Origin of the sequence: Celeribacter baekdonensis B30, from assembly GCF_000299875.1 — a bacterium.
Lineage (GTDB): Bacteria > Pseudomonadota > Alphaproteobacteria > Rhodobacterales > Rhodobacteraceae > Celeribacter > Celeribacter baekdonensis_A.
The window spans coordinates 262,923-287,851 of record NZ_AMRK01000005.1 but is presented as its reverse complement, the minus strand read 5'-3'; the positions used below and the strand labels follow the sequence as shown (position 1 = coordinate 287,851).

At 58.6% G+C, this 24,929-nt stretch carries 21 protein-coding genes; 10 read left to right on the top strand and 11 right to left on the bottom strand.

The window, feature by feature from the left end; translation table 11 throughout:
- Positions 1-50: 50 nt before the first annotated feature.
- Entirely contained in the window at positions 51-1,229 is a 1,179-nt protein-coding gene (locus B30_RS11510; RefSeq protein WP_009572245.1) for an alpha-D-ribose 1-methylphosphonate 5-triphosphate diphosphatase, read from the top strand.
- Between the two features lie 29 nt (positions 1,230-1,258).
- Here B30_RS11510 and B30_RS11505 read toward each other — a convergent pair whose 3' ends face one another.
- The 5 genes from B30_RS11505 to phnC form a co-directional block, all read right to left on the bottom strand.
- Complete coding sequence (locus B30_RS11505) at positions 1,259-1,873, bottom strand: chloramphenicol acetyltransferase (RefSeq protein ID WP_009572244.1); 615 nt, start codon at positions 1,871-1,873, stop codon at positions 1,259-1,261.
- A gap of 92 nt (positions 1,874-1,965) precedes the next feature.
- Positions 1,966-3,294 carry a phosphonate ABC transporter, permease protein PhnE gene (gene phnE / locus B30_RS11500; protein ID WP_009572243.1) on the bottom strand — a complete coding sequence of 443 codons (1,329 nt, stop codon included), beginning with the start codon at positions 3,292-3,294 and terminating at the stop codon, positions 1,966-1,968.
- Positions 3,291-4,166, bottom strand: coding sequence for a phosphonate ABC transporter, permease protein PhnE (gene phnE / locus B30_RS11495; RefSeq protein ID WP_009572242.1), 876 nt, complete (start codon positions 4,164-4,166; stop codon positions 3,291-3,293). The genes phnE (B30_RS11500) and phnE (B30_RS11495) overlap by 4 nt, the downstream gene beginning before the upstream one ends.
- A gap of 64 nt (positions 4,167-4,230) precedes the next feature.
- Positions 4,231-5,136, bottom strand: coding sequence for a phosphonate ABC transporter substrate-binding protein (gene phnD, locus B30_RS11490; protein WP_009572241.1), 906 nt, complete (start codon positions 5,134-5,136; stop codon positions 4,231-4,233).
- Positions 5,137-5,199: 63 nt separating this feature from the next.
- Complete coding sequence (phnC, locus tag B30_RS11485) at positions 5,200-6,024, bottom strand: phosphonate ABC transporter ATP-binding protein (protein ID WP_009572240.1); 825 nt, start codon at positions 6,022-6,024, stop codon at positions 5,200-5,202.
- A gap of 224 nt (positions 6,025-6,248) precedes the next feature.
- Here phnC and B30_RS11480 point away from each other — a divergent pair, with 224 nt between their 5' ends.
- A complete protein-coding gene (locus B30_RS11480) occupies positions 6,249-7,325 on the top strand; it encodes an AbrB family transcriptional regulator (protein WP_232616919.1) in 1,077 nt (358 codons plus the stop codon).
- 35 nt (positions 7,326-7,360) lie between these two features.
- On the opposite strand, the gene B30_RS21965 is transcribed toward B30_RS11480, so the two are convergent.
- Positions 7,361-9,229, bottom strand: a complete 1,869-nt coding sequence (locus B30_RS21965) for a sulfotransferase family 2 domain-containing protein (protein ID WP_009572238.1) — start codon at positions 9,227-9,229, stop codon at positions 7,361-7,363.
- Between the two features lie 379 nt (positions 9,230-9,608).
- Here B30_RS21965 and B30_RS11470 point away from each other — a divergent pair, with 379 nt between their 5' ends.
- The 3 genes from B30_RS11470 to B30_RS11460 are packed head-to-tail and all read left to right on the top strand — an operon-like array spanning position 9,609 to position 13,812.
- Positions 9,609-10,625, top strand: a complete 1,017-nt coding sequence (locus B30_RS11470) for a glycosyltransferase family 2 protein (RefSeq protein ID WP_009572237.1) — start codon at positions 9,609-9,611, stop codon at positions 10,623-10,625.
- A 26-nt stretch (positions 10,626-10,651) separates the two neighbouring features.
- On the top strand, positions 10,652-12,880 hold the full coding sequence (locus B30_RS11465; protein WP_100220093.1) for a glycosyltransferase family 2 protein: 2,229 nt from the start codon (positions 10,652-10,654) through the stop codon (positions 12,878-12,880).
- On the top strand, positions 12,877-13,812 hold the full coding sequence (locus B30_RS11460; protein ID WP_009572235.1) for a hypothetical protein: 936 nt from the start codon (positions 12,877-12,879) through the stop codon (positions 13,810-13,812). The genes B30_RS11465 and B30_RS11460 overlap by 4 nt, the downstream gene beginning before the upstream one ends.
- Positions 13,813-13,827: 15 nt before the next feature.
- Here the strand turns inward: B30_RS11460 and rpe are convergent, their stop codons facing one another.
- A complete protein-coding gene (rpe, locus tag B30_RS11455) occupies positions 13,828-14,526 on the bottom strand; it encodes a ribulose-phosphate 3-epimerase (protein ID WP_009572234.1) in 699 nt (232 codons plus the stop codon).
- Positions 14,527-14,704: 178 nt separating this feature from the next.
- Between rpe and B30_RS11450 the strand changes: the two genes are divergently transcribed.
- From B30_RS11450 to B30_RS11440, 3 genes are all read left to right on the top strand, one after another.
- Entirely contained in the window at positions 14,705-15,577 is an 873-nt protein-coding gene (locus tag B30_RS11450) for a helix-turn-helix domain-containing protein (protein WP_009572233.1), read from the top strand.
- Positions 15,578-15,647: 70 nt separating this feature from the next.
- A complete protein-coding gene (gene deoC, locus B30_RS11445) occupies positions 15,648-16,661 on the top strand; it encodes a deoxyribose-phosphate aldolase (RefSeq protein WP_009572232.1) in 1,014 nt (337 codons plus the stop codon).
- A 24-nt stretch (positions 16,662-16,685) separates the two neighbouring features.
- Positions 16,686-19,031, top strand: a complete 2,346-nt coding sequence (locus B30_RS11440; protein WP_009572231.1) for an aldehyde dehydrogenase family protein — start codon at positions 16,686-16,688, stop codon at positions 19,029-19,031.
- A 49-nt stretch (positions 19,032-19,080) separates the two neighbouring features.
- Here the strand turns inward: B30_RS11440 and B30_RS11435 are convergent, their stop codons facing one another.
- The 3 genes from B30_RS11435 to B30_RS21410 all read right to left on the bottom strand — a co-directional run bounded on the left by B30_RS11435 (position 19,081) and on the right by B30_RS21410 (position 20,523).
- Positions 19,081-19,716, bottom strand: coding sequence for a DUF1523 family protein (locus B30_RS11435; protein ID WP_009572230.1), 636 nt, complete (start codon positions 19,714-19,716; stop codon positions 19,081-19,083).
- 11 nt (positions 19,717-19,727) lie between these two features.
- Positions 19,728-19,994 (bottom strand): hypothetical protein, encoded by a 267-nt coding sequence (locus B30_RS11430; RefSeq protein ID WP_009572229.1) that lies wholly within the window; start codon positions 19,992-19,994, stop codon positions 19,728-19,730.
- Positions 19,995-20,124: 130 nt separating this feature from the next.
- Positions 20,125-20,523 (bottom strand): hypothetical protein, encoded by a 399-nt coding sequence (locus B30_RS21410; protein ID WP_009572228.1) that lies wholly within the window; start codon positions 20,521-20,523, stop codon positions 20,125-20,127.
- Positions 20,524-20,707: 184 nt separating this feature from the next.
- On the opposite strand from B30_RS21410, the gene B30_RS11420 reads away from it, so the two are divergent.
- Positions 20,708-21,274, top strand: coding sequence for a hypothetical protein (locus tag B30_RS11420; RefSeq protein WP_009572227.1), 567 nt, complete (start codon positions 20,708-20,710; stop codon positions 21,272-21,274).
- Between the two features lie 55 nt (positions 21,275-21,329).
- Here the strand turns inward: B30_RS11420 and B30_RS11415 are convergent, their stop codons facing one another.
- Complete coding sequence (locus B30_RS11415) at positions 21,330-22,538, bottom strand: aminotransferase-like domain-containing protein (RefSeq protein ID WP_009572226.1); 1,209 nt, start codon at positions 22,536-22,538, stop codon at positions 21,330-21,332.
- 214 nt (positions 22,539-22,752) lie between these two features.
- Between B30_RS11415 and B30_RS11410 the strand changes: the two genes are divergently transcribed.
- Positions 22,753-24,915 carry an esterase-like activity of phytase family protein gene (locus B30_RS11410; RefSeq protein WP_009572225.1) on the top strand — a complete coding sequence of 721 codons (2,163 nt, stop codon included), beginning with the start codon at positions 22,753-22,755 and terminating at the stop codon, positions 24,913-24,915.
- Positions 24,916-24,929 lie beyond the last annotated feature (14 nt).

Below are 24,929 nucleotides of genomic sequence, written 5' to 3'. Positions count from 1 at the left end.
TGTATTTATTCCTGAATTATTAGAAACGTCTTAAGTGGCAGGTGTGAGTTATGGCGATCCTTCCCCCGCTGCGCTTTACGGGCGCAACCCTTCTTCGTGACGGCATATTGCAACGCCGTTCGCTCTGTGTCGAACAGGGCCGGATTTCGCGCGGCGCCTTTCCCGAGGTCGATCTGTCGGGCTATCTGATTCTTCCGGGCATCATTGATTTGCATGGCGATGCGTTTGAACGCCACATCGCGCCGCGTCCGCGCGCGCCCTTCCCGATCCGCTCGGGCCTCTCCTCTGCCGCACGCGATGCGGCGGCGCATGGGGTCACGACGGCGTGGTTTGCCCAGTGTTGGAGCTGGGAAGGCGGATTGCGCGGGCCGGACTATGCCGAGGAGTTGCTCGGCGTGTTGCAGGCCTTTGCCCCAACCGCCCTGATTGATATTCGCCTGCAAATCCGCTGTGAAACCCATATGGTCGACAGTCGGGATCGGCTTTTGGCCGCGATCCGCCGGTTTGGCGTCGATTACGTGATTTTCAACAACCACCTGCCCGAAGCGATTGACGTCGCCAAGAAAGACCCGATGGAATTCGCCACATGGGCCAAACGCAGCGGGCGCAGTTCGGAAGAATTCATCAAGGTTTTGCGCGAGGCCAAGGATCGCAAATCCGAAGTGCCGCGTCACCTTTGCGCGCTGGCCGAGGCCTTTGATGTGCTGGGCGTCACCTATGGCAGCCACGATGACCCGGACGCGGAAACCCGCGAAGAATTCCGCCTTTTGGGCGCGCATGTCGCCGAATTTCCGATCTCGGAAAAGGCGGCGGCTGCTGCCAAGGCGATGAATGACCCGGTTCTGATGGGCGCGCCCAATGTGGCGCGTGGCGGGTCGCAGTCGGGCAACATCTCGGCCCAACGCCTGATCGAACGCGGCCTGTGTGACGCGCTGGTCTCGGATTATCATTACCCGGCTTTGGCGGCGGCGGCTTGGGCCTTGGTGGACAAGGGGGTGTTGCCCCTGCCTGCCGCCTGGGCGATGATTTCCACCAAACCCGCCGAGATCATGAACCTGTCTGATCGCGGCAATCTTGAATTTGGCAAACGCGCCGATTTCGTGATCATGGATGAAGAGACCCGCGAGATCGAAGCCACAATCTCAAACGGCCGCATCGCCTATCTGTCGGGGCGGGTCGGAGAACGCTTGGCGCGCTCCGGTCGGGATGTGCGGATGGCGGCGGAATAGACCCGCCGCCTGTCCACCTACCCGTCCGCCTATTCGTATTTCTCAAGAAACGCCTCGGCAGGCAGAGCGCGAAAATCGGCAAGCGCGCGCTTCAGCGCCGCATGGCTCCAGTCCCACCAGGCCAAAGCCTCCATCCGTTCGGCAATCCCGTCCGGGTAGCGCGCCCGCAGCGGCACGGCGGGCACGCCCGCGACAATCATATAGGGCGCGACATTTTTGGTCACCACCGCGCCCGAGGCCACGATGGCGCCATTGCCGATGGTTACCTCGGGTTTGATGATCGCGCCATGGCCGATCCATGTGTCGTGGCCGATGATCGAGCGCCGGGCAGAGCGCGCGGCAAAGAACGCCGGATCGTCTTCGGCATCGTCCCAATAGTAAGACGAGCGATAAAGGAAATGATGCAGGGATGCGTTTTTATAGGGGTGATCGGTGGGGCCGATCCGGGTGAAAGCAGCGATATTCGCAAATTTGCCCAAAGTGGTGTTGGCGATGTCCGCGTATTGATCGCAATAGGCGTAATCCATGAATTCGGAGTTCAAGACCCGCGCGCCTTTACCAACCTCGCAATAGGCACCAAAGGTCGACCGGGTCACCTCGGCTCCGTCATGGATAAAGGGGGCGGTGGCACTGAGTTTTGGCATGATTTACCTCGTTGAAATCGCGGATGCCTCCGGCGGGAGTATTTCGATCACGATAAAGACTGCAAGTGCTGTCTTCTTTGCAGATCAAATACTCAGTCGCCCTTGATCAATTTGCGCCGCAGCCAGCTTGAGATCGTGTCCATCCCCATCACCATCAAGACGATGAGAATGATGTAATAGGTGACCTCTTCCCAATCCTTTTGGGTGATCATGGCTTGGGTCAGCAAAAGCCCGATACCGCCGCCGGTGATCGCACCAATGATGGTGGCGGACCGGGTGTTCGATTCGAGGAAATAGAGCACTTGCGACAAGAGCACGGGCACGATTTGCGGCAGGACGCCAAAGCGGTAGCGTTGCAGCGGTTTCGCACCTGTGGAGGCGATGCCTTCGATTTGTTTGCCGTCGACGTTTTCCAAGGCTTCCGAGAACAATTTGCCAAAAGAACCGGTGTCGGTGAACAGCATCGCCAAAGCGCCGGTCATCGGTCCGGGGCCAAAGGCACGGGACAAAAGGATGGTCCAGATCAAACCATCAACACCGCGCAGAAAGTCAAACAACCGTCGGGCCAACAGCCGCACCGCGATAAAGGGCGCAAAATTTTTGGCCGCCATGAAGGCCAGAGGCAGCGCGATGATCGCCGCACCAAAAGTGCCGAGAAAGGCCATGAGGATGGTTTCAAACAGCGCCCAAGCGGTCTCGCCATGCCGCCAAATGGCGTTGTTCCAAAAGTCATGCCATGCGCCTGCGATGTTCGGTCGGGTCGGGTCGAGTTGCGGCCCGGTGAGGACCTCCATCAACGAATGACCCGAATAGGGGCTGTCCAACGTGACCCAGAACAACTCCCAGCCGAAGTCATAGACAAAGACCTCGGTGCGCGCTTTGGTCAGCGACAGGCGCGCCGCGTCGGTGGTTATGGTCACGCGGGTTTTGGAATAGGAAATCCAGTCCGGCAAAGCCGTGGTATCGAGATTGAGCGTCACGCCATCGGTTCGGTTTTGCGTCGCCTCGATGAGGCCAAACCCCGGCACGTCATAGCGGACAATGTCGCCGATAATCTCAATGGTGCCGCCATCATCAAGGGTGATCACAGCGGCGTCATCTCCGACCGTGACCCAGCCGGGATAGTTGCTGGCGTCATAGGTGCCTTTGCGTTCGCCTTCGACCGCGACGTCAATGGTGCCGGTCCGGTTGTTACGCTCGACCACGGTTTTGTAGCTGTATGTGTCCGAGACAAGCGTCACCGCATTATCGAGGCGGGCGCGTTCAGCCAGTCCCATAATGTCGAAGGCGAAGAAAATATAGACGAAATAGCCCAACACCAACACCGGCGCGACAAAGGTCAAAAGCCGTTTGCGGGCGATCATCGCGGCGGCGCGATTGTGCATATGTTTGGGATCATCAGAGGGGGACACAAAGCTCATTTGCCGGCTCCTTTGTCAGATCCATAGGTCAGGCGGTTGCGCACATAAGACGAAAGTTGGTCGAAAAACACGATGGTCAGGAACAGCAGGATGAACACGGCAGCGGCCTCGTCAAACTTGCCCTGCCCCCAGGAAATCGCGTTTTTAAGCTCGTAGCCAATGCCACCCGCGCCGACAAAGCCGAGGATCGCGGAGGCGCGGATGTTGATTTCAAAACGCAGCAGCGCATAGGAAAACCAGTTCGGCGCAACCTGCGGGATCAGCCCCAAAAGCATCCGCTGCGGCCAGATCGCCCCGACAGAGGCGAGGCCTTCGAGCGGCTTTTGATCGGCGTTTTCATTGACCTCGGAGAACAGCTTGCCCAGCGCCCCGACGGTGTGAAAGGCAATCGCGATGGCCGCGGGCACCGGCCCGCCGCCCAAGACGAAAATCAATACAAGCGCGATGACAATCTCAGGCACGGCGCGCATCAGGTCCATGATCCGGCGAAACACCGGGATCAAACGCGGCCAAGGCGCGAGGCCCCGCGTCGCCAGCATCGACAAGAGAATGGCAAAGAATGCACCAAACAGCGTGGCAACTGCCGCGATATTGATGGTCTCAACCAATGCCGGAAGGGCATTCTTCAAATGATCCGGCAGGTTGGCGCGTTTGGTCCAGGCCTCGGACATCACCTCGGCGGGGAAATCGAGAATATGCGGCAGACCGGGCAAAAACCCGCCGGCATTGCGGTCATTGGCAATGCCAAAGCCGGAGGCCATCAGTAGGACAAAGACCAAAAGCATGATCCCGCCATAGAGACGGCGTTGACGGGTCAGCGCAAGATAATGAGCGCGCGTCGCGTCCAGGGGCGCAGCGGAGAGATCGGCCATGTCGGGAGGTCCTTGTAAAAAGACCCCGCACCAAAGCGCGGGGTCTTGGTCAGATCAAATGATCTCAGTTGGCTTGCGACAGACGTGCGGCCACGATGGATTCGTAGGCGGCATGGGTGATCGGCTGGAAGCCCAAGGTTTCGCCCGCAGCCATGCCGTAGGTGCAATCGGCGTCGGTGTTGATCATATTTTCGACCAGCGCGGTCATGGTGGCTTTGACATCAGCCGGCAAAGATTTGCGCAGCACAACCGGACCCTCAGGGATCGGTTTGGAGCGCCAGATTTCCACGAAATCGTTCATGTCCACAAGACCCGCGTCCACGGCCTTGCGGAAGGCACCGGAGTTGTACCCGTCTTCCCATGCGCCCTGGCCATCGGCCCAGGTCACGCCAGCGTCGATATCGCCATTGTTGACGGCAACGATGGTCTGTTCGTGACCACCGGTGAATTTAACCTCACCGAAATAGTCGCCGGACTCCATGGTGATACCGTCTTTGTACTGCGGGATTTCGATGGAGGGGATCAGATAGCCGGAGGTGGAGTTCGGATCGCCAAAGCCAAAGCTCTTGCCAGCCATGTCGTCGAGCGAGGTGATGCCAGTCTCTTTGCGGGCAAAGCCAATGGAGTGGTAGCCATAGGAGCCATCAAGGTTGATTTTCACCAAAACCGGCTCAACAGCCTCTGGGTCTTGCACATAGATCCCCGCGTAGGAGGACGCGCCGAGCCAGGCCATATCGATTGTGCCGCCCAAAAGGCCCTGCATCACGCCGTTATAATCGGCGGGGGCAAAAAGTTTGACCGGAACGCCAAGGGCCTCTTCGGCATAGGCGCGCAGGCATTCGTTGGAATTCAGACGGTCTTGGGCGTTTTCGCCGCCCAAAAGGCCGATGTTGAATTCTTTGATCTCTTGAGCATGCGCCGCGCCGACAAAGGCGGTGGTCGCAAGAACAGCAGCAAGCAGGTTTTTCATCTGTCTCTCCAGGTTGTATGGCCCGCCCAAGGTTCGGTAAGAGGCGCGCCGGGATGAAAGCGATTAGATCGCGACTTCGGCATTGCGGATTTCGGCCGCTTCAATGTCGTGGTGATCGCGAATTTCGGTGGATGTGGCGGCCTCGGAAAAATCCGCGCCCGCGCCATAAATGTCGCGCGCCACACCGGTTGTGAGCTGTGCGGGGGTGCCGTCAAACACGACGCGCCCGTCACGCATCCCGATGATGCGGTCGCAATAGCGCCGCGCGGTGTCGAGCGTATGAAGGTTGGCGATGACCATGCGGCCGTCCTCGTCATGGATGCGTCTAAGTGCTTCCATCACGGTTTGGGCATTCATCGGATCGAGCGAGGCGATCGGTTCATCAGCCAAGATCACTTTCGGGTCTTGCATCAACGCGCGCGCAATCGCGACCCGTTGTTGTTGTCCGCCAGACAGCGCCTCGGCGCGTTTCTCGGCATGTTGGGCGATGCCCAGACGGTCGAGAATGTCGATGGCTTGGTGAATGTCGCTCTCGGGATAGAGGTTGAACATCGTCGCCAGGGTCGAGCGGCGGCCCAACGTGCCATGCAGCACGTTCGAAACCACATCCATCCGCGGCACAAGGTTGAACTGTTGAAAAATCATCGCGCAGGTCGATTGCCATTCACGCTTGGCCTTCCCCGCGAGCGGCAACACATTGCGCCCCTCAAAGGCCAAAACACCCTCAGACGCCTCGGTCAGCCGGTTCATCATCCGCAAAAAAGTCGATTTGCCCGCACCAGAACGGCCAATGATCCCGATCATCATCGGGCGGTCCACGCGAAAGCTGACGTTGTCCACGGCGAGGTTGCCCCCAAACCGCTTTGTCAGGCCTTTGACTTCGAGCATTCTGATCCCCTCATCTCGTTGCGGGGATAAAGCACAGAGTCTGAAACCTCTTTGTGACGCTCCGGCAAAAGATTTGTAACAGCCCCCCTGCCCCTCTTTTCGCGCCTCAGCGCCAAAATCGCAGATCACGCAGAACCCATGTGCGCAAAAACCGTGCAACTTACCTTGCTCCATGCCCTGAGCACAGTATGGTGCCCCCAACCGAAAGAGCCGAGGTCGTTACCTTGCCCCAGCCCCTGTCCCCCACACGCCCCGACCCCAAGCGTCTTGCGCTGATCGTGCTGACCCTGTGCCTCGGTGCCGCGGGCGGCACCGGATTTTATCTGGCACATTTGCCCTTGCCGTGGATGCTTGGGCCGATGTTGGTGATTTTCACCTGCGTGATGGCGGGCGCGCCGCTTGAGGCGCCAAACGCCTTGCGCCCGATCGTGATCCCGGTGATCGGGGTGATGCTTGGGTCAAGTTTCACCCCCGAGACCTTTCACCATCTGGCGCGTTGGGGCCTCTCCTTGGCGGGGCTGTCGATCTATCTGGCGATGGCTGCGGCGCTGGTGGTGCCGTTTTACATCAAGGTCGGGCGGCTTGATCCGATCACCGCGTTTTTCTCCGCCATGCCCGGCGGCCTCAATGAGATGACGGTGATTGGCGGCGCGCTCGGCGGCGATGAAAAGCGGATCATTCTGGCCCATGCCGGGCGGATCGTCGTGTCGATCTCGATCATCGCGCTGTGGTTTCGGGTGATCCTGGGCTATGAGGTCCGTGGCGTGTCCTTGGCCTCGGGCCCGGCCACGTCGATGACGGCTTTAAGTGCCTTGATCCTGATCGGCTGTGCGGTTTTGGGCGCATGGATTGGCGGCAAACTCCGCCTGCCTGCACCCGGACTTTTGGGGCCGCTCTTGTTGTCAGCGGCCGCGCATATTTCCGGGCTGACCCATTCCTCGCCCCCGGCGTTAATCATCGTGGCAGCACAGGTGATCCTTGGTTCGTCCATGGGCGCGCGGTTCAAGGGCGCTGGGGGGCGGCTTGTGGCCCAAACGCTGTTGCTCACTTTGGGTGGCACGCTTTTGATGATGGCGCTGTCGCTGGCGGTGGCCATGCTGTTTCACACTTTGTTTGGGCAAACCGTGGAACAAGTGCTTTTGGCCTATGCGCCGGGGGGCTTAACCGAAATGTCCTTGGTGGCTTTGGCGATGAATGCAGAAGTCGCCTATATCTCGATCCATCACCTCGTGCGGATCGTGATCATCGTGGCCGTGGCGCCAACGCTGTTGACCAAAATCGCAAAACGGATCGGGTATTGATCCCCGATCCGTTTTGACTGTTTCTGACGAATTGATCACGCGGCGGCGGATTGGCTCAGCCGGGCTTTGACCTCTTCATACATTTCGAAATCGGGGCCAAAGGCCTTTTCGAGATTTTTCAAATCCTTCGCAGACAGGGTCTTGATCAGTTCAGAGGATTTGGTTTTGTGGCCAAGGGTGCGCCTTGTGTCGACGATCTCCCCCGCAGCTTCTGTACCAAAACAGGTGCCAACGATTTTCTCCATCGCCGCATCCATCTCTTCCACCAGCCCGATGTAATCATAGTCGATCAAATCATAGCTGGTCTCTTTGCGCTGAAGCCGCCAATGCCGGTCCAGATCACGCGCGCCCTCATCCTCGGCCAGAAGCGCGATGAATTGTTTGAGGGTGATATTGCTGTTCTCGTCGCGCCCAAGATAGCGCATCAGGCGGCCTTTTTCTTTTTCATTGCCGTCGATCTTATCGGCCCAGGCCGACACGGTGCGGCTGATCGGGTCGCGGATCACGGTGAATTTGAACACATCCGGGTCCGCCAAAGCGTTCATGATCATCTGTTCGTTCAAGGCTTTCAAACCGCTCATCACCAGGTTGGCGGGTGGGGAGTGGACCGAATTCAGCGTTTCCATCACGCCATTTCCCTCGTCGCCCCGCGCCCGTGCCATTTGCCGGATCAAGGTGGCCATCACCGTCGAACAGGCCGCTTTTGAGGTCTTCATAAACAAAAACTTCGATCCCGGCGGGGTAAAGGCCGACAGGTTCGCGGTTTGCAGGAAATGCCGGCGATGGATGTAATTCGCCATCAGATCGGAGGCGGAAACACCGCCCACGTCGACCGGAACGAACAGGTCGCTGGCATGGTCGCGAATACGGTCGCGGCACGCGCGGACCAGTTTGTTATCGACCTTAAATTCTTTGGCAACCTGACCAAAAGATTTATCGCCTTTGAGAGCCTCAAGACCAATCCGCGCCATAAAGGCCGGGTCGCCAATGACCAAACCCTGCGCGGGGTCGGAGGGTTTCGCCTTGTTGTCTTTGGCGGCGGTGTCTTTGACCGCACTGTCATCGAGCTGCGGTTTGTGGCGGGTCATGATCGGCGCTTTGGCCGGATCAATGTCATGCTTGCGCAACAGCGAGGCGAGGAAGGATTTCGGGTGCGGTGCGCCGCCCTCTTTCTCGATCAAACGCATCCGCATCCGGCGACCATAGAGGTGCACAGAGGTGGTTTTGTCGGTCACATAGGGCGACACATCGACGTCGCGTTTCAACATGATCCGGCGGTCTTTGAAGGTGAACGGATAGAGCACCTCCTGTGGGAAAGCGTATTTTTCTTCGCCGGTTTGGTGCAAGAAATGGCTGACCGCATGTGGCCCCCAGACGCCCCATGGTTGTTCAGAGGCGTGGACCGGCGTGCCCTCGGCCTTTTTTTGTTCCAACTCGGCTTGGTATTTCTCGCCGTAATAACTTGGGATCGAAAACTCGTCGGAGGTGAACTCCAACAGCGCCTTCAACGCATCACTGTCTTTCGGCAGACCCAGCACACCACCGTTGATGTGTTTGTCGCTTTCCCAACCAAAATAGTGGCCGGTCTCGGTCTCAAACGGGCGCATGCAATAGGCGTCCGTGTCGGCCCAGATCACATTGTCGCTTTTTTCCAACATTTTATAGCGGAAGAGATCGGAATGCAGCGCGGGCGAGCCGGTGCGTTCATGTTGCAGGAAATTCGTCTGCGGCAGGAATTCATTGGCATCGCCAAGCTCGATCCCCTCTGGGACGTTCTCAAGCGGCCCGTAATGATACAGAACGACCTTATGCCCTGCATCGACAAAGGATTTCAGACAAAGCTGTTCGAGGTAACTCAGCGGACCTTCCATCCACAACGCACCGATCACTGGTAACTGTGCCATTTTTCCCTTCCAGAGCAAAAGACTATCGACTGTGACGCATATCGCAGAAGCATCCCAAAATACAGTTGAAAACAGCATTGTTTCGAATGGGAAAACAACTGCGGCACCGCCGCACCACTTCAACCGATTGCGACACAAATGCGCACTCTGAGCGCGAAACATAGGTCTAGGCCGAGACCGACCCAAGACCTTTGCTCCCGCGCGCTTGACTTGGCCCGGGCCATATGAGACCACAAAGGCCAGAAAAACAGGGCCGAAACGGTCGAACTTGGCAGGCATCTGGCACAGTTTGGACATCAGGCTCCGTCACGGTGCCGAATGACAGAGTCGCACAAGAGTTACGCGCGGACCATGCGCCGCAGCTACGGGTAGGTTAAGGGTGAACACACTCGCGATCACATGCATCCGCGACGAGGGGCCTTGGCTTCTGGATTGGCTCGCCCATCATAAAGCCGCCGGTTTTACCCATTTTCTCATCGCCTCACATGACTGCACCGACGGCAGTGATCAGATGCTCGATGCCTTGGACGCGGCGGGTCTCATCACCCATGTGCCTTTTGTGCCCAAGGGCGAAAAATCGGTGCAATGGCAGGCGATGAAACTCCTGTCCAAACACAAACGCTACCGGAGCGCCGATCTGGCGCTGTTTTTTGATGTCGATGAGTATCTGGTGATGCAAGACCCCAGGTCTGTCGCGGAATTGATGCCAGAGACGGCAGACGCGATGCCGCTGCGCTGGCATCTGTTTGGCAACAACGGGTTTGGCACATGGGATGATGTGCCGGTGCCCGAGCGCTTTACCATGGCTGCGCCTGACGGCATCGCCTTGCCCCTGGCGCATTTTTTTAAAACGCTGCACCGGCCCAAAGCCTTTCGTGACTTGGGCGTGCATCGTCCGAAAAACCCCAAGGACCAAGATCTGCCAAATTGGGTGTCCGCGAGTGGCGCCGCCTTGCCCACGGCCTTTGCCATGGCCCAAGCCCGGATCAACCTGTTCGGCGTGCCGCATGAAAAAGAGCGCGCTTGGCTCAATCATTACTCCGTGCGGTCGATCGAAGAATTCGTGCTCAAATCCGCGCGCGGCCTGCCCAATCATATGCAAAAGCCGATCGGCGCGGGCTATTGGGCCGAACGGAATTTTAACGTCACCTCAGACACACGCATCGCCGCCATGCGGCCCGTGGCCCATGCTGTGCGTGCCGAAATGGCGGCGTTTGAGCCGTTGCATAAGGCCAGTGTCGCCGCCCATCGCGCGCGGCTCAAAACCTTGTTGTCGCGACGCGATGTGGTGGAATTGATGTGGCAACTGACCCTCATGGGCGGCTCCACCCCGCCCGGCCCAACGCAATTGGCCGCGCATCTGGCGCGGCTCAAAACCCTGACACCAGAGGCCTGACCCAAGGCATGAGCCCCTCCTCCCCCATGACCCACCTCATCACACGCACCCTGACCCACCGCACACTTGGCCCCGCCACGCTTTTGGCAGCCATCGGGCTTGAAAGTGGCAAGGCCGAATTGTTTTTCAGCCGCAGCACTCAGATGAGCGAGGCGGTGGCACAAAACCTGTTGCTGGATGCTGAATTGAAATCCGTCGGCGATGCGCCCTGGATCACCGGCACTGTCCCACCCGAGGGCATCCGCGCCTATTTCCAAGGGGCGCTTTGCGACATCACCCCGATCACCCCCGAGCCCGCGCATATGGCCGGGCGCAACGTGGCGCTCTCCACCCGCAATGGCGAGAGCGCGGAGGTGGTTTTGGAGTGGCTGCGCTATCACGCGGTGCATCAGGGCATGAACGGGGCGGTGATTTTGGACCGGGCACGTCCCGGCGCGGATGGTGGGTTTGCCGAGGCTTTGGCCAAGGGGCTACCGGAGCTGAGTGGCGATATGGCGGTGGTTTTGGTGAATTGTGATGTGCCGCTGGGCCATCCCCATTTGCCCTCTGAAACCCATCCCTATGTCACCCCCGGCGCGCCCGGCAAGGACCGGATGGAGGTGCCCGAGGCCGATCCGTGGAGCGCGCCTTTGGCGGATGTCTTGGTCTATGAAATCCTGCGGCACCTGTATTTGCATCAGGCCCGCGCCGTGGCCAACATCGAGGTCTATGACCTGATCCCGCCCGCCCCCGAAGGCTCCGTGTTCGATCTGGCACAAGAGGCCGAACATGGGGTTGTGCAACTGATCGGCCAGCAATGTTATCCATGGCGGGTGCGCGAGGGCGACACGGTACAGTTTGGCGATCACGTTTGCGTCCAGTTCGATGAGAAAAAGCGCCGGGGGCGCTGGTGTGTGGCCCCCGCCAAACTGCCCGAGGGGGCGGTGTTTCGGCTGGTTCGGGTCGGCGGGGTCGAACCAACCACGCGCTACGGGTTTTACCGCTACATGGCGCTGCGCCACGTCGCGCCCACCGTGTCGCGGATCGTGCCGAAAGCCTCGCTTATTCATGCGCAGGCGCTCATTGACATGGCCGCCTCGGAATGGGGTCACAAACCGATTTTGATGCCCGAAGAAAAGGTGGCCAAACCGCCTCGCGGCGACAATTCGGTGGCGATTGTCACCTGTATGAAAAACGAAGGCCCGTTCATTTTGGAATGGATCGCCTATCACCGCGCCATCGGGGTCGAGGGATTTTTGGTCTACACCAATGATTGCACGGATGGCACCGACACGTTTTTGGACCTGTTGCAAGCCAAGGGCTATGTCCAACACCGCGACAATAAGTTCCACGACACGGGCCTCAAACCACAGCACCACGCCTTGCAAAGTGCCGAGAACGAAGAGGTGGTGACGGGCGCGGATTGGGCGATTTCGATGGATGTGGATGAGTTCATCAACATCAAAGTCGGGGATGGCACGATGAGCGCGCTGTTTGATGTGGTGCCCGATGCCAACCTGATTTCCTGCACATGGCGGCTGTTCGGCAATGCTGATGTGCATGAGTATGAGGACGCATTCCTCTTGGCGCAGTTTGATCGCTGTGCGCCGGAGTTTGCCAACAAACCGCATCAGGCCTGGGGCTTTAAAACCCTGTTTAAAAATGTCGGCCTGTTCAAAAAACTCGGCGTGCATCGGCCCAAGGGGCTGAAACCGCAAATCTGGGACAAAATCCGCTGGTACAACGGCTCGGCCAAGCCGATGCCGAAAAACGAGTTTCGCAACGCTTGGCGTTCGAATGCCTCGACCTATGGCTATGACGTGGTGCAGCTCAATCACTATGCCGTGCGCTCGGCCGAAAGCTTTTTGGTCAAACGCGACCGGGGCCGGGTGAACCATGTGGACCGCGATCAGGGGCTGGCCTATTGGTTCCGCATGAACAACAATTACGAGCAAGAAACTTCGATTCAGCGGATGATCCCGCAGTTGCAGGTGGAATTTGACCGCCTGATGGCCGACCCTGACATCCGCGCTCAGCATGAGGCCTGTGTCAAAGCGCACCGCGAGAAAATCGACGCGCTGCGTGCCACAGAAAACTACGCCGCGTTTTACCAGGAGTTGACTGGCTGGCGGATGGAAAAACTGGCGCGGATGCATCGGCATTTTGGCGCGAATGTCTTTTTGAATGGGCCACAAACCGTCCCTGATGAAATCGTCGCCAAAGACCCAGACGAGGATTTCTTTTTCACCGTGGACAAAGGGGAGACGGTGCATTGACCGAGACCGATCAAACCACTGATCAACCCCCTGTGCGCAAGCGGGTTCATTTGCATATTGGCCTTCATTTTGCCGGGACCACCCGAATCGTCGAGGGTTTGCGGCAAAATTCGCAAGGCTTTGCCGAACGCGACATTCGCACACCGCCAGCACGTCTCTATCGACGGGCGATGACCGAACTTTTGGAGCGTCTGGACGGTTTACCACCGATTGAAGCGGAAGAGATCGCGCTTTTGGACGAAATTCTTCAGGGCAACGCCGCCAAGACGGTGATCATGGCCGACGCCAACTGGGCCTCGCCCTTGGCCGAGGCGCTTCATGCAGATCGGCTGTACCCCGACATTGGAACGCGGGTTGCCCCAATTGCCGAACTGTTTGAAAGCTCGGATCTGCGCCTCAGCCTGGCCCTGCGCAACCCGGCAGTGTTTGCCCAAAACCTACAGGATTCCGGCAAGGCGCGGGGGGCGACGAGTTCGTTTTTGCGCAGCGTCCAGCCGGAAAACCTACGCTGGCACGACACGGTGGAGGCCCTGCGCAACGCCTTGCCCAACGTGCCCTTGACGCTGTGGTGCGAAGAGGACACGCCGCTGATCTGGCCGCGGGTGATGCGCCAGATCGCAGGCCTGCCCAACGACGCCAAATTGCGCGGCAGTTTCGCCGCTTTGCGCGATCTGATCCAACCGGAGGGGTTGAAACGGCTTCAGGTGTTTTTGACCAAACATCCGCCCGAAACCGACGCCCAATATGAACGCACGGTTTTGGCATTCTTGGATAAATACGGCAAAGAAGACGCGCTTGATGAGCCCTGTGATTTGCCGGGTTGGGACGCTGGCGTGATCGATATGGTCACGCAGCATTACGAAGAAGACATCGCGAAACTGTCCGCCCGCGATGACATCACATTCCTATTGCCTGCGACCATTGCAGGCTAACGACCCTTTCGGCGCTTATAGCACTTTTGCGGCAGCGGCGCGGATGGCGCGGATGTTGTCGCCATATGGCGCCGGGTTGTTCACCGAACCGCCTTTGAACACGGCAGATCCTGCCACAAGCGCATCTGCCCCTGCGGCCACCACCAACGGGGCTGTGATCGGATCAACGCCGCCGTCGATCTCGATGTGGATCGGGCGATCCCCGATCATCGCCCGCAGCTTGCGCACTTTTTCGACCTGAGAGTGAATGAATTTCTGACCGCCAAAGCCCGGATTCACCGTCATCACACAGACCAGATCGACCATATCCAACAGGTAATCGACCACCTCAACAGGGGTGCCCGGATTGAGTGCCAGCCCTGCCTTTGCGCCGGCCCCACGGATGGCTTGCAGCGTGCGGTGGATGTGCGGACCGGCCTCGACATGGGCGGTGATGATATCGGCACCCGCCTCGGCAAAGGCGTCGATATAGGGATCGACCGGAGAGATCATCAGATGCACGTCCATCACGGTCTTGATATGTGGCCGGATCGCCTTGCACATTGCCGGACCAAAGGTCAGGTTCGGGACGAAATGCCCGTCCATCACATCGACATGAATCCAATCGGCGCCCTCGGCCTCAACGGCTTCGATCTCACGGCCAAAATTGGCGAAATCGGCCGCGAGAATGGAGGGGGCAATTTTCACGGAACGGTCGAAAAGAATGTCGGTCATCTGGGCGATTCCTCAGGGTGGTCTATGCTTGCCCGTGGCCTTACCCGGTTTAGGCCGCGCTGTCACCTGAAGAGCACCATGCTCGCGAATGCAGCAAAACCGCGATTGCATCGCGAAATTTTCATGACGTGGCGGAATTTCATGCGATCCAAAGAAGGTCCTGTGTTAGGTTTTGCACATGATGCCAGCGAAACTGATCCCCATCGAGACTGCGACCAAAGACATTTGGGCCAAAGACATTTTAGCCAAGGGCGAGGAATTTCATTTTTCACGCTCAGTTTTGTCTCGTGCGCGGCCAAAAGCGCTGCATAACCAAGATTTTTACGAGCTGTTCTGGTTGCACAATGGACGGGCGCGTCTTGTGACGCCTGAGGCGAGACTGGCGCTGAATGAAGGTGACATCGTGTTTTTGTCGCCGGGTCATCCGCATGGATTGCAAGGCGTCGGCGAGGAAAGCCATATCGTCAATGTCATCATTCGAAAGCGCCGAATCAAAGAGGTATTGGCGCGATTTGCAGAGGTTGCACAGGTGTTCCCCGGCCCCGGTGCCGCACCGACCGTGGTCCATCGCGACATGCGGCATTTGTCGCGTCTTTCGGCGGCCGCCAAGGCGCTGGACGCCGCGCCACGCACCGCGCTCTACCTCGAAGCCTTTCTTTTGCCCCTGATCGCGGAACTGGCCAGTGAGGCGCGCGATCAAAGCGTCGCCATGCCGGTTTGGCTCAATGAGGCCATGATCGCGGCGGAGAAACCGGAGGTGTTTCGTGATGGCGCCTCCGGGTTGGTGGCGCAATGCGGCAAAGCCCATGCCCATGTCGCGCGCACGATGCAGGCGTCTTTGGGAATGACACCCTCGGATTTCGTAAACGGGCTGCGCATGGATTATGCCGCCCGGCAATTGCGCGGCACGCCGGATTCGCTCTCTGAGATTTCTGAGGAAATCGGCATTCAAAACATGAGCCATTTTCATCGGCTGTTTCGCACCCGTTTCGGCATGACGCCGCGGCAATACCGGGTGAAACATCAAAAAGGCGTGGCCCAGCCCATTTGACCAACTGGTCAATGATTGCCAAATCCCTCCACACATGCCAGCTTGTGAGTAAGCAAGGACGGAGCTTTCCATGGGCACACCCGAAATGACCAAAGCTGACACCAGTGCCGCCACCTCAGGCATGCATCTGCCGCAGATCCATGAACCGCGCAATCCGGGCATGGCGCTTGATCTGGATGTGATCCGGGGCGTTCAGGCCAACACCTCGGCGATTGAACGGCGGTGTGCCACCCTGCCGGGGCGGCGCAGTGTCAAAAAGGATCACCAGGCGGCGTGGCTTTTGAAAGCCATCACCATGATTGATCTGACCACCTTGGCGGGCGATGACACGCCGGGCCGGGTCAAACGGCTCTGCGCCAAGGCGGCCCATCCGGTGCGCACCGACATTCTGGATGCGCTCGGCATGGGGCCGATCACCACCGGCGCGGTCTGTGTCTATCACGAGATGGTGGAAACGGCTGTCGCGGCCCTGGACGGCACCGGCATCCCGGTTGCCGCCGTGTCCACCGGCTTTCCGGCGGGGCTGTCGCCCTATCACCTGCGGGTCAAAGAGATTGAGGAAAGCGTCAAGGCCGGGGCGAAAGAGATCGACATCGTGATTTCGCGCCGCCATGTTTTGGCCGGGAACTGGCAAGCGCTTTATGACGAAATGCGCGAGTTTCGCGCCACCTGTGGCGAGGCCCATGTCAAAGCGATTTTGGCCACCGGTGAGTTGGGATCGCTGCGCAATGTCGCGCGCGCATCGCAGGTCTGCATGATGGCCGGGGCCGATTTCATCAAGACCTCCACAGGCAAGGAAAGTGTCAACGCCACCCTGCCCGTCTCCCTCGTGATGATCCGCGCGATCCGCGACTACCACGCCCGCACCGGCTACCGCGTCGGCTACAAACCGGCGGGCGGGATTTCCAAGGCCAAGGACGCTTTGGTCTACCTGTCCTTGATCAAAGAAGAGCTGGGCAACCATTGGCTGTCACCGCATCTGTTCCGCTTTGGCGCCTCCTCGCTTTTGGGCGACATCGAGCGCCAGTTGGAGCATCATGTGACAGGTCACTATTCGGCGGGCTACCGCCATGCCATCGGTTAAGCGCCCGCAAGAAGGATCACAATGATGACCGTAAAAGAGATTTTCGAGACCATGGACTATGGCGCAGCACCGGAATCGGCGGCGGAGGCTTTGGCGTGGCTGGTGGAGGGGGGCGACCGGTTTGGCCATTTCATTGATGGCAAAATGACCGCGCCTGCGACAGCGCCCGGTGAGGTGTTTTTGGCGAAAAACCCGGCGACGGGCGAGGTGCTTGCGCATTTGACCCAAGCCTCTTTGGGCGAGGTGGACATGGCCGTGGCGGCCGCGCGAAAAGCCCAAGCCAAATGGGAAAAACGCGGCGGCAAAGCCCGTGCCAAGGTGCTTTATGCTTTGGCCCGTCTGGTGCAAAAACACGCGCGCCTGTTTGCGGTGCTGGAGACGCTGGATAACGGCAAACCGATCCGCGAGAGCCGTGACATCGACGTGGCTTTGGTGGCGCGGCATTTCTATTACCACGCGGGCATGGCGCAGTTGATGGACGAAGAATTGCCCAACCGCGCGGCGCTTGGCGTTTGTGGTCAGATCATCCCGTGGAATTTCCCACTATTGATGCTCGCGTGGAAAGTCGCGCCCGCGATTGCCATGGGCAACACGGTGGTATTGAAACCCGCCGAATATACCTCGCTCACCGCGCTTTTGTTTGCGCAGATTTGCCAAGAGGCGGGTGTGCCGAAAGGCGTGGTCAATATCGTGACCGGCGATGGGGCCGTGGGTGAGATGATCGTCACCCATCCAGACATCGACAAAATCGCCTTTACCGGATCGACCGCCGTGGGGCGTCGCATCCGTCAGGCGACAGCCGGATCAGGCAAATCTCTGACCTTGGAGCTGGGCGGAAAATCCCCCTATATCGTCTTTGAAGACGCCGATATTGACAGCGCCATCGAGGGGCTGGTGGACGCGATTTTCTTTAACCAAGGGCAGGTCTGTTGCGCAGGCTCGCGGCTTTTGGTGCAAGAAGGCATCGCGGAGGATTTCCACGCCCGGCTGATTGACCGCATGTCGAAACTGCGCATTGGCAACCCGTTGGACAAATGCATCGACGTGGGGGCCATTGTGGACCCGAAACAGTTGGAACGGATCGAGGCACTGATTGCCAAAGGCGGTATGGAGGGCACGGTCAATCAACCCTGTCCCGCGCCCGAGGGCTGTTTCTACCCGCCGACCTTGATCAGCGGATTGCACCCTTCTGCGATGCTGATGCAGGAGGAAATCTTTGGTCCGGTGTTGGTTTCGACCACCTTCCGCACGCCCGAAGAAGCGGTTCAGGTCGCCAACAACACCCGCTTTGGCCTGGCCGCCTCGGTTTGGTCCGAGAACGTCAATCTGGCGCTTGATATTGCGCCCAAACTGGTCGCCGGCGTGGTTTGGGTCAACGGGTCGAACATGTTCGATGCGGCCGCCGGATTTGGTGGTGTGCGCGAAAGCGGGTTTGGTCGTGAGGGCGGTTGGGAGGGTCTGATGGCCTACACCAAGCCCAAGGGCAAAGTCACCACCGTCAAGCCCGCGATGGCGCATTCAAAACCCGACACGGTGGAGGTTCTGAACCTCGATCGCACAGCAAAACTCTACATCGGCGGCAAGCAGGCGCGGCCTGACAGTGGCTATTCGCAAGCGATCTATGCGCCCAAGGGCACGCTTTTGGGCCATGCCTCTCTGGCCTCGCGCAAAGACATCCGCAACGCGGTGGAAGCGGCGCAGGGGGCGAAAGGCTGGAGCAAAACCACAGCGCACAACCGCGCCCAAGTGCTCTATTTCGTTGGGGAAAACCTCTCGGCCCGAGCGGATGAATTTGCCCAGCGCATTCGCGACCTGACCGGCACAACTGAGGCAAAAGCCAAAGAGGAAGTGGCGGAGGCCATCGACACGCTGTTCACCTTTGCCGCTTGGGCCGACAAGCTCGACGGGGCGGCGAAACCCGTGCCGATGCGCGGCGTGGCCTTGGCGATGAATGAGGCGGTGGGCGTGATCGGTGCGTTTTGTGATGACCGGCCTTTGGGCGGGTTGATCGACGTCATCGCCCCCGCCATTGCCATGGGCAACAGGGTGGTCGCCGTAGCGTCAGAAGCCTATCCCTTGGCCGCCACCGATTTTTATCAGGTGCTCGACACCTCCGATGTGCCTGCGGGCGTGGTCAATATCCTCACCGGATCGCATAGCGATTTGGCGAAACCGATGGCGGGTCACATGGATCTTGAGGCGGTGTGGTCGTTTTCCGGTGCTGACATTTCCAAAACGATCGAATTGGAAAGTGCCGGGAACCTCAAACGCACTTGGGTCAACTTTGGTCAAACGCGAACCTATGCGGCGCGCGATTGGTTGGCGCAGGCGACCGAGGTCAAAACGATTTGGGTGCCTTACGGCGAATGATGCGACACGAAAACGAGACATGAAAAAGGGGCCTTCTGGCCCCTTTCCTTTAGCGTTTTTTGAACCAGCCTTTGACCTTATCGACGGCATTGTCCTTTTTCTCATCCATCACATCCCACGCGTCTTCGACATCCTCGACCAGCGGATCAATCGTGCGCTCGCGGAACTGCGCCAGCATCCGCCAGATCAACAACGCCACCACGGCGAGGAAGGTCAGGATCACGATATTGACCCATGGGATGATGGTCGCGTCGGGACCGGACACCGGTTTGATCCCCATGGCATTCGGGAACAGCGACAGGACCTGAGACCGCCAGCCATAATGGGTCACAGAGACCCATTCCGGGGTCTCCTTGTTGGAAATCGCGTCATTGGCTTCGGTGTAGAGATTCGCGGTGTCAAATTTGAAATAGGGCGGCCAGCCCCAACCGGTGTCCTCATTGCGGTAGACGATGGATTTGCCGTTTGGCCGCACCGCCTGAATGAATTGCACATCGCGGTTTTGCGTTGTGGTCGAGCCATTGTCGGGCGCTTGCCAGAACATCGACGTCCAACCGGAAATATCCTGACGCTCCTCATAGGTGTTCACGATCCGCACAATGTCATGTTGTGGCAGGGTGTAATGAAGAAATCCCCCCACCAGCAAAACGATCAGAGCGATCAGGGTCCATTTGACGTAGCGCATCGGGGCCGTCCTTACATAAAATTGGTCACATAGAAGATCACGCAAAAGGCAATCAGCGGCAGGATATAGACGAGCAGCAACAGCTTTGGCCGAAACGAGCGCTCATACTCTTTGATCCCCTCCTCCACATAAGCGTCCCTGTCGCCAATGGAACCCTCCTCCGCCCATTCGTCCTCTAATCTTTCGCGGGTCAGCGAGCGGACGTAAATGATCAAAAGGCCGTAAAGCACGCTCAAAAGCACGAAACCGATCACCAAGAAGCGCAGGAAACCAAGCATGTTTGTCTCTCCTGTCTGAGGGGGCGCCAATCCGGCACAGTGCCGTGCAGCCCATATTCAAGGTTCTGTTTAGCGGGCTTCCGATAAAAGCGCGAGGGGCTTTGATCCTGTGCCGGTCAGGCACCTACCGTTACGATGCGTCGTCCATGGGGTGGAGACGCATCCCCTCCTCGGCCTTGATCCGTTCAATCCGGCGCGCGAGGCTCAGCCAGGCCAAAAGCATCAGCGGCCCCCAGACAAGGGTGGCAAGCACGGCGCGGCGGGCCAAAAAGGCACATACCTGTTGCGATTGCTGTGGGAAAACCTGCCAAAGCGGTTTGCCCTCCGCCTGATAGAGCACCGCAAACAGCACACCACTCAGACCAAACAGGAGGAGAGCACTCATCAGAACCGAAAGAAACAAACGCCGCTGTGAGCGCGTCCCTTTCGGTGTCACCACAAAAGGAATCGCCAGTGCCGCAGCGCCGATCAGCACCACAGGCAGCGCAACAGCGACAAAAAACCCGCCGCTTTCACCCAAATGACCCATCTGTCTTTCCTCTTGCTCATCGTGCTATGGTCCGGTGCACCAACCTAACCCAACAGTCGCAAACAAAAAATGGATGTCTGAACTGTCTGGACCGATCAGACTGACGCCTGCGCCTTATTCTTCCCCCTTGCCCGAAGCCAAGGGAGACGCTTAGCTTTATACATTGTTTGCTGGAGGGACCATTATGTACCGTTTCACGAGAATGCTCACGACCACGGCCTTGCTCACCACCATGACCACCGCCGCTTTTGCCGACGAGGTCACAGACACGCTTGAAAGCGCACTGAAAGCCTATGGTGAGGGCGATGTCGGCTATGCCATTGACGAACTCGACTATGCCAAACAGTTGCTCAAAGAGATGCAAACGGGCGCCTTGTCCGACTTTTTCCCCGCCGCGCCTGACGGGTGGACCATGGAAGACGACGCCGACACGGTGGCGGGCTTTGCCATGATGGGCGGCGGCACGGCAGCGGCGAAACGCTATTTCAATGACGCGGGAGAAGAGTTTACCATGACCATCGTCGTCGACAGCCCGATGATCGGGATGATGGGCGGGATGCTGCAAAACGCCGGGGCGATGGGCCTGAAAACCATCCGCGTGGGGCGCGAAAAATTCGTCGATCAGGACGGCACAGTGTCGGCGCTGATCGAAGGGCGCGTTTTGGTTCAGGTGGAAGGCGGCGAACAAGATGTGATCGTTCCGCTTCTTGAACAGATCAATTTTCGCGATCTGGGCCGGTTCGGCTACTGAGATTTGCGATCATAAGACTTAGAGTGGAGGCGGGATTGCACCGCCTCACTCTGCCTTACATCTGCGCTCGAATAACCTGAGCGAGGCGCGCGATGCCCTGTTCAATTTTGGCCGGAGCCGACATCGAGAAATTCAGCCGCAGCGTGTTGGTGTTTGAGCCATCAGCGAAAAACGCAGCCCCCGGCACAAAAGCCACATTGGCCTGCAACGCCTGTTTCAACAGCTCGGCCCCATCCATGCCCTCCGGTAAAGTGACCCAGACAAACATCCCACCCGCAGGTTCAGTCCAGGACACGCCTTCGGGCATATGCGTCGAAAGCGATGTCAGCATCGCCTGAAGCCGCGTGCCGTAAACGCTGCGCAAAGTGTCGACATGGGTGTCAAACACCGCCCGCGCCACTTCGGCGACAGCGATCTGGTTGATCGTTGCGGTTTGCAGGTCCGCCGCCTGTTTGGTCAGCACCAATTGCGAAATGACAGGCTTGGCGGCCACGGCCCAGCCGACCCGCAAACCGGGGGCGAGGGTTTTGGAAAAGGAGCCAAGATAAATCGTGCGGCACGCGTTGATATCGCCGGTCTCTTGCATCTCAAGCGCCAGGATCGACGGGAGATCTTCGCCGGAATAGCGCAGCGATTGGTAGGCGGCGTCTTCGACAATGGCGCAATCCAACGCCTGTGCCTGTGCCAAAATCGCCCGGCGGTCTTCAACGGAAAGCGTCACTCCGGTGGGGTTGGCGAAATCCGGCGACAGATAGGAAAATTTGACTTTGCCACCGTTCTGCTCGGCGGCCGCAACGATGTCTTGCGGCCTGCGGTTGTCGGCCGGGTCAAGTCGATCATAGACCGGTTCATAGGCATTAAACGCGCCAAGTGCGCCCAGATAGGTCGGCCAGCCGACCATCACCGTGTCATCCTTGTCGAGGAACACTTTGCCGAGATAATCCAACGCCTGTTGCGATCCGGCGGTGATCAGGATGTTGTCGCGTTCGCACGTCACGCCAAGCCGCGCCATATAGCCCACAATCCAATCGCGCAGCGGCGTATAGCCCTCAGAGGTGGCGTATTGCAGCGAAACCCCCGCCGCATGCACATCGGTGGCCTTAGCCATCGCCGCCGCAAAGGCGTCGCGCGGAAAATAGGCCGGATCGGGGATGCCCCCGGCAAAAGAGTTTATATCGGGTTGATCCAAAAGCTTCAAAAGCTCGCGGATTTCCGAGGCTTTCATCCGGGATGTGCGACTGGCGAAAAGCGATGACAGACTCATGAGGGACCTCCATTGCTTTGTATCTCGCTCTCCGCTGCATTTAAGTCAACACCGCTGACATGAATAGTGATCCGCATTCACGCACAGCACAGAGGCGCATCCATGCACAGCGCAGGGTCAGAGTCGCGTTTCACAAAACTGAAACACAAACGTCACGAACACGATACCAAGGCGCGCCACACCGCGTGGGAACGAAAACCCCGAGGGATCTATGATGAAAAAGCACCTGTTGCTGGCGGCCTCCGGTCTTGCGCTCTGCACGACTGCGGCCAATGCCGAGATGAATTTCAACCGCATCGCATCTTTTGCCACGCCGGACAATATGGCCGAGGGCGAAGATCGCGCCCGCCCCACCTCTGCCGAAATCATCGGTGCCTCCGAGGACGGCATGACGCTTGTTTACACCGACAGCCCCTTGGGCGTGATCGGATTGATCGACATCACCGACCCGAAAAACCCAGTTGCCAGAGGCAACGTCGACATGGGCGGCGAACCGACCTCCGTGACCGTGATCGGCAACACCGCCTTTGTCGCCGTCAACACCTCTGAGAGCTATGTCAAACCCTCGGGCAAACTGGTCTCCGTGAACATGGCCGACGGCTCCATCACCGGCACCTGTGATCTGGGTGGCCAGCCGGATTCGACTGCACATGATGCAGCTGGCAGCTTTGTTGTCATCGCGATCGAGAACGAGCGCGACGAAGACGCAGGCGATGGCCGCATCGGTCAAATGCCCGCAGGTTGGGTGTCGATGGTCTCCGTCGCGGATGATCTGGCCGACTGTGCCACTCTGAAAACCACCGATGTGACAGGTCTCGCCGAAATCGGCGCTGACGATCCCGAGCCCGAGTTTGTTGACGTGAACGGGTTGAACGAAACCGTCGTCACGATGCAAGAAAACAACGAAATGGTTGTGATCGACGCCAATGGTACGGTGATCTCACACTTCCCGGCTGGCACTGTCGATCTGGTGCGGATTGACACCGAAGACGAACGTGCCGCGCTTGATTTCACCGGCGAACAAATGGGCCGCCTGCGCGAACCCGATGGGGTTCAGTGGCTCGACGACGATCACTTCATGATTGCCAACGAAGGCGACATGGACGGCGGTTCGCGCTCTGTCACCGTGTTCAAAAAAGATGGCGCATTGGTGTGGGAATCGAACTCCGAATTTGAAACGCCGATCATTCAGTCCGGCCATTACCCAGACAAACGCTCCGACGCCAAAGGCGCAGAACCTGAGGGCATGGAAGTCGCCACATTCGGTGACAAAACCTACGCATTCATTCTGGCCGAGCGCGCCTCGACCGTGTCCGTCTATGATGTGACCGATGCGTCCAGCCCGGTGTTCAAGCAACTCCTGCCCTCCGGTATCGCGCCCGAAGGCGTGATCGCCATCCCGTCGCGCAATCTGTTTGTGACCGCCAACGAAGCCGATCTGATCGAAGACGGCGGCGTGCGGTCGCATGTCATGGTCTATGAGTTGCAAGACGCTCCGGCTCAGTACCCGACGCTGACCTCTGAAGGCATGGACGGATTGACCGGCTGGGGCGCGATCTCTGGCATGGTCGCGGATGAAGACGGCATGATCTACGCCGTCAACGACAGCTTTTATGGCTATCAGCCGACCATTTTCAAAATCGACCCGTCGGCCAAACCGGCGAAAATCGTCGATGCGATCCGCGTGACCCGTGCCAATGGCGATGCGGCGCAGAAACTCGACATGGAAGGCATCACGCTGGACGGCAAAGGCGGCTTCTGGGTTGCGTCCGAAGGCCGCACAGACCGCGTCACCCCCCATGCGATTTACAATGTGAACGCCAAGGGCGAGATCAAAAAAGAGATCGGCCTGCCGGCTGAGTTGCTGAACGTTGAGACCCGTTTTGGCTTTGAAGGCATCACCAAGGTTGGTGACACGCTTTGGATGCCGGTTCAGCGCGAATGGAAAGACGACGCCAAGCACAGCGTGAAACTGGTCGCTTATAACCTTGAGACCGAGGAATGGGGCGCTGTGTCCTATCCGCTGGCGACCCCGGACGCGGGCTGGGTTGGTCTGTCTGACCTCGTGGCCTATGGCGATTACTTCTATGTCATCGAGCGTGACAATCAGATCGGCGCCAATGCCAAGATCAAAAAGATCTACCGCATCCCGGCCTCTGAAATGGTGCCTGCGCCGCTTGGCTCTGCGCTTCCAGTTGTGTCGAAAGAAGAAGTTCGCGACCTGATCCCGGACCTGAAATCCTTTGGCGGCTATGTGGTGGATAAGGTCGAAGGCCTTGCCATCACCAAAGACGGCGAGATGTTTGTCTCCACCGACAATGACGGTGTGGATGACAGCTCGGGTGAGACCTTCTTCTGGTCCATCGGCAAGATGTAATCTGCCCTGAAAAA

Bases quoted from the DNA above. Each gene is read 5' to 3' on its own strand.
- rpe (WP_009572234.1), bottom strand. From the start codon at position 14,526: ATGACCGACATTCTTTTCGACCGTTCCGTGAAAATTGCCCCCTCCATT.
- deoC (WP_009572232.1), top strand. From the start codon at position 15,648: ATGGGCACACCCGAAATGACCAAAGCTGACACCAGTGCCGCCACCTCA.
- B30_RS11430 (WP_009572229.1), bottom strand. From the start codon at position 19,994: ATGCTTGGTTTCCTGCGCTTCTTGGTGATCGGTTTCGTGCTTTTGAGC.
- phnC (WP_009572240.1), bottom strand. From the start codon at position 6,024: ATGCTCGAAGTCAAAGGCCTGACAAAGCGGTTTGGGGGCAACCTCGCC.
- phnE (WP_009572243.1), bottom strand. From the start codon at position 3,294: ATGAGCTTTGTGTCCCCCTCTGATGATCCCAAACATATGCACAATCGC.
- B30_RS21410 (WP_009572228.1), bottom strand. From the start codon at position 20,523: ATGGGTCATTTGGGTGAAAGCGGCGGGTTTTTTGTCGCTGTTGCGCTG.
- B30_RS11410 (WP_009572225.1), top strand. From the start codon at position 22,753: ATGAAAAAGCACCTGTTGCTGGCGGCCTCCGGTCTTGCGCTCTGCACG.
- B30_RS21965 (WP_009572238.1), bottom strand. From the start codon at position 9,229: ATGGCACAGTTACCAGTGATCGGTGCGTTGTGGATGGAAGGTCCGCTG.
- B30_RS11440 (WP_009572231.1), top strand. From the start codon at position 16,686: ATGACCGTAAAAGAGATTTTCGAGACCATGGACTATGGCGCAGCACCG.
- phnD (WP_009572241.1), bottom strand. From the start codon at position 5,136: ATGAAAAACCTGCTTGCTGCTGTTCTTGCGACCACCGCCTTTGTCGGC.
- B30_RS11420 (WP_009572227.1), top strand. From the start codon at position 20,708: ATGTACCGTTTCACGAGAATGCTCACGACCACGGCCTTGCTCACCACC.
- B30_RS11465 (WP_100220093.1), top strand. From the start codon at position 10,652: ATGACCCACCTCATCACACGCACCCTGACCCACCGCACACTTGGCCCC.
- phnE (WP_009572242.1), bottom strand. From the start codon at position 4,166: ATGGCCGATCTCTCCGCTGCGCCCCTGGACGCGACGCGCGCTCATTAT.
- B30_RS11510 (WP_009572245.1), top strand. From the start codon at position 51: ATGGCGATCCTTCCCCCGCTGCGCTTTACGGGCGCAACCCTTCTTCGT.
- B30_RS11415 (WP_009572226.1), bottom strand. From the start codon at position 22,538: ATGAGTCTGTCATCGCTTTTCGCCAGTCGCACATCCCGGATGAAAGCC.
- B30_RS11435 (WP_009572230.1), bottom strand. From the start codon at position 19,716: ATGCGCTACGTCAAATGGACCCTGATCGCTCTGATCGTTTTGCTGGTG.
- B30_RS11450 (WP_009572233.1), top strand. From the start codon at position 14,705: ATGATGCCAGCGAAACTGATCCCCATCGAGACTGCGACCAAAGACATT.
- B30_RS11505 (WP_009572244.1), bottom strand. From the start codon at position 1,873: ATGCCAAAACTCAGTGCCACCGCCCCCTTTATCCATGACGGAGCCGAG.